The organism is Microcoleus sp. B7-D4 (assembly GCF_036705125.1).
Taxonomy (GTDB): domain Bacteria; phylum Cyanobacteriota; class Cyanobacteriia; order Cyanobacteriales; family Microcoleaceae; genus Microcoleus.
Genome location: NZ_JAUBTT010000212.1, coordinates 1 through 4276 on the forward strand (window position 1 = coordinate 1; position 4276 = coordinate 4276).

General features: G+C 39.5%; 3 protein-coding genes. All 3 read left to right on the forward strand.

What is annotated here, in order from left to right; all coding sequences use genetic code 11:
• Positions 1–848: RHS repeat-associated core domain-containing protein (locus QUB12_RS36770; RefSeq protein ID WP_333301273.1), on the forward strand; the 848-nt coding region annotated here is incomplete at its 5' end.
• Positions 845–2824: a WD40 domain-containing protein gene (locus QUB12_RS36775; protein WP_333147842.1), complete on the forward strand. Its 1980-nt coding sequence runs from the start codon at positions 845–847 to the stop codon at positions 2822–2824. The genes QUB12_RS36770 and QUB12_RS36775, both read left to right, overlap by 4 nt.
• Positions 2825–3150: 326 nt before the next feature.
• Positions 3151–3807 (forward strand): SMI1/KNR4 family protein, encoded by a 657-nt coding sequence (locus QUB12_RS36780; protein WP_333147844.1) that lies wholly within the window; start codon positions 3151–3153, stop codon positions 3805–3807.
• The last annotated feature ends 469 nt before the right edge of the window (positions 3808–4276 follow it).

Sequence of the window (4276 nt, forward strand, 5' to 3'; positions counted from 1 at the left end):
CTTTGACTGACCAGTTGGGGACGGTTAAGGATTTTGTGGATAATAGTGGGAGTGTGGCGAATCATGTGAGGTATGATGCGTTTGGTGGGGTGGTTAGTCAGTCGAATTCTGCTGCTGGAAGTCGGTATGGGTTTACGGGGCGGGAGTTGGATTCTGAGACTGGGTTGTATTATTATCGGGCGCGGTATTATAATTCGGAGATAGGACGGTTTATTGGGGAGGATTCTGTTGGGTTTGCAAGCAAAGACACAAATCTGTATGCCTATGTTACCAATAACCCAATAGAGGCTATCGATCCTTTTGGACTAACGAAACGTGGAAAAGTGGACAGCCAACTGCGTCTTATTAATTACTTTGATGGCGATAATAATTCGCCAGAGTTCACAAATACCATAGAGTCTATCTCTAATGACGCAAGCAATTTTATACTCTCTGATTTGACCATAGCTAGAATCAGTCCTACTGATGACGAAGCTCCAGGAGGAACGCTACCAAACAAAAATAAAATCAAGAGTATTCAACCTATAGGTGATGATAGAGGTCATATTGTTGCTAATAAGGAATTGGGAGGCAGCAACAGAGATATTAATAACTTTTTTCCCCAAAATAGTTCAATTAACCAAGGAAGAAGTGGCACATGGCGCGCCTTTGAAAGCAATCTAGGTAGAGAGATAGTTAAGAAAAATAACGATCCTAATTGTCCTCGTGTAAATTTGATTCTAACTATAAATCTTGTGTACCTAGGAAGAACAATAGAATATCCTCTCAGACCGAGTAGTTATGTTGCCTTAGGAGTTTTCACTGACGGTACCATATATGGACCAAGTTTTTTCCCTAATCCTTTATGATGAAACAAAAGTGGCAAGCCTTACTGAACTATTTAGAATTTATTGAAGACCCTTATTGTGGAGAAGTTTGGGATGAACAACAAATTATAAACTTTGAACTTCAGAATAACGTTGTTTTACCTGCTGACTATAAAGATTTTTGCCAAGTATTTGGAGGTGGGATGTTTGGGGATTATATGCAACTTTGGTGTCCCAGTAAAGAGTTACAGCTTGGAATAAACGTTCTGAAGATTGAGATTGATAATTATGTATATAATAATCCAGATAACTCTTTAGATTTAGAGTCCCTTAATAAATTGCTCAGTTATGCTTTCGTGTTTGGGGATAATTCCTGTGCAGAAATACTTTTTTGGAATTTGGAAAGTTATAGTAACTTGGATAATAGCTGTGATATTTACTTAGTGCGTTTAGATAGCTTTGAAGGTAATTTGTACCAAGTAGGGCGAAACTTTTTTGAATTCGTGTGCGATTTCTGTTTAGGAACAAAAGCTTACGAAGTTTTACCAGAATGGATGCACCCGTATCCACAGGAACTTCACTACACTTTCACTCAATATAGACAAAAAAAATCCAATTCTGAAGCTAGCGATCGCTCTTTAACACAGGTAAGCCCCCCAATCCAAGTAGAAAGAGAACGCGGACAAGTTAGCCAAAATTTTCTCCAGTCTGCTTGGGAACAGTTAACAGTTAACGCGTTTTTCAAACCACAAAAGTTCAGCGCTGAATTTCAACAGATTCAGCAAAAATTGCTGCAAGTTTGGAACAAGCTGATACAATCTATTCAACACTCTCAAACTACTAACCTTACGGAAAATACAGAAGATTTTAATAGCCAAGAGCAACAAGCTTGGCAAAATTTTGAGCAATTTGTGGGTAACTTAGCAGCTAGTTATCCTCAAACTAAACACTTCAGTCATGAAAACTTCGAGCATTTGCATCTTCCTCCTGAATCTACCAGTCCACGAACTGACTTACCTCCCGCAAGGTCTGAGATAGAGTATCAGGAGATGGAAGAGGCTTTGCGGGGGGGGAATTTTTATGCCTTCTTTAGGTATCTGAGAACATTCAAAAGCCATTCCACTTCTGTTTATTCTGTTGTTTTTAGTCCAGATGGACAAATTTTAGCTAGCGGGTGTGCCGACACTACCATCAAGCTTTGGGACTTGAGTAACCGTCAGGAAATTCGCAACCTTACAGGACATACCGATGCTGTTATCTCAGTAGCAATCAGTTCAGATGGGCAAGTTCTAGCTAGTGGCAGTGCTGATGCTACTATTAAGCTATGGAACCTCGACACGTCTCAAGAAATCTACACACTTTCTGGTCATAGTAGTTCCGTACTTTCTGTAGCAATTAGTTCCAACGGACAAATTTTAGCCAGCGGCAGTGCCGATCGCACTATCAAATTATGGAATGTAATAACAGGGCAACAAATTCGCACTTTTACCAGTCATGATTCCTCTGTTTTATCTTTAGCGATTAGTCCAGATGGCAAGATTTTAGCAAGTGGTAGTGCTGATCGCACTATCAAATTATGGGACTTAAATACAGGTGAAGAAATTCGTACTTGGGATTTTGAATCCGGTTTTGTTTTTGCTGTTTGCTTCCATCCAAACGGACAAATGCTTTTCAGCAGTCACGAAGGAGACAGAACTATAAAATTGTGGAATTTACTGACACAAGAAGTAATTTACACAATTCCTACAGATGCGGAAGTAGTCTCGCTGGTAATTAGTCCCGACGGGCAAATCCTTGCTGGTGGGGGTGGATATTCCGGTTCTCGCGTTATTGGTATGTGGGAAGTGAACGCAGGAAAAGCGCTCGCTTCTTTTCATGCTTCTACCAACAATTCGATCTATCATCACCGTATTGTTTACTCTGTTGCTTTTAGTCCCGACGGACAAACACTTGCTAGTGGAAGTAAAGACACTACTGTCAAACTTTGGGGAGTTCCACCGCCTATTAAGATTGAGTGAGGGAAAGTAATATCGAGTGAAAACGCTATCGCCGCATATCCCTCTCAAAAAAATGCTTAAAATCATTTTTTTCAACAAAAATTAACATTTATTTAACCCTAAAATTTGTTTTCAAACCCCTGCATTTAAATATTAAACCATTTTATCTTGATAAGCGTCAAACTGCGATTGCTTGGAATTCCCCAATGACCTCTGTGTATCAAAGTCCTTTTAGCGGTCATACATTTACAAGCACCCCTCCTGTTAATTTGCCCAATCCTTAGACGCCCATTTATCGTCCTTTTTTTCCTTAGTTTTTTATTAAACAACAAAAACCCTCATAAGCTATGATTAATCAATGGCGACAATTGCTAGCAAACCTAGAAGTCATAGAGGATGACCTTGGTGTAGAAATTTTAAGCGAAGATGAACTAACTGCTTTTGAAATCCAAAATAATATTACTTTACCTGCTGACTATAAAGATTTTTGTCAAATCTTTGGTACGGGTTCCCTTTGGGACTTGGTGGTTATTTTCTGTCCCAGCAATTATCTGCTGGAAGCTCAGGATATGATAGGAGGAATGATAGACCAAATAAGAAGATATCCATCTCCCGATCTTAACCGCAATCTAGAATATATAAACCTGCTAAGTTCTGCTTTCATGTTTGGAGAATATGGGGCAGGAGGCAGCTTAATTTTTTGGGATTTAACAACTTACAGCGAGTCGGATAAAAGTTATGATATTTACTGGGCAGATTGGGAAACACCGGAGTGTGGCGAGCGAGTTTTTATAAGTAGAAGCTTTTTTGAGTTTGTCCGAGATTTTTGTTACGGTACAAAGTCTTTTGATTTTATACCAGAATTGATGGAGGGTATTTCTCCTGAAGACATTGAATATACTTTCAGTCGGTTCAATCCTAGCATTCGTATGTTAGATTGGGACGCAATCTGCTCGATAGAAGAACGATCGCCAGATTATTGGCGTGGCGACCACCCCGATTGAAACTCAGATGGATTAAAGATTGGCAGTCGAAATACAGTCTAGCGGCGTTGCTGAATACAGGTATGAATTCAAGATTTTGCAATTGCTATAAGCCCTCGGAGGGTGAGTTTTGTAACTTCCGACAAAAGTTGATTCATACCGTGAATCAGCAACGCCAGTCTAGCTATCTTTTTTAAAGAGATACAATCGAGGGCGATCGTACTTACAGAAATATTATCACCGGCGATTGCCCAATCAATTTCTCTCAACAAGTGCTAACATTTATTTAGTCAGAAAATCTGCCTTCAAACCTCTGAATAAAAACATCAAAGCATTTTAGCATTTTACCACTAGTTCGATCTAGCTGCGACTACTACGAAATTGACCCGCTTACTGGTAACAGAAGAAAAGTGACAAACGTAGTAGGTGCTGTTGGCGACAGCGATGATGTTGTTACTAGCTATACCTACACAAATAAAAATCTAATTGA

Excerpts from the sequence above, each read along its gene's own strand:
- QUB12_RS36775 (WP_333147842.1), top strand. The coding sequence starts at position 845 with ATGATGAAACAAAAGTGGCAAGCCTTACTGAACTATTTAGAATTTATT.
- QUB12_RS36780 (WP_333147844.1), top strand. The coding sequence starts at position 3,151 with ATGATTAATCAATGGCGACAATTGCTAGCAAACCTAGAAGTCATAGAG.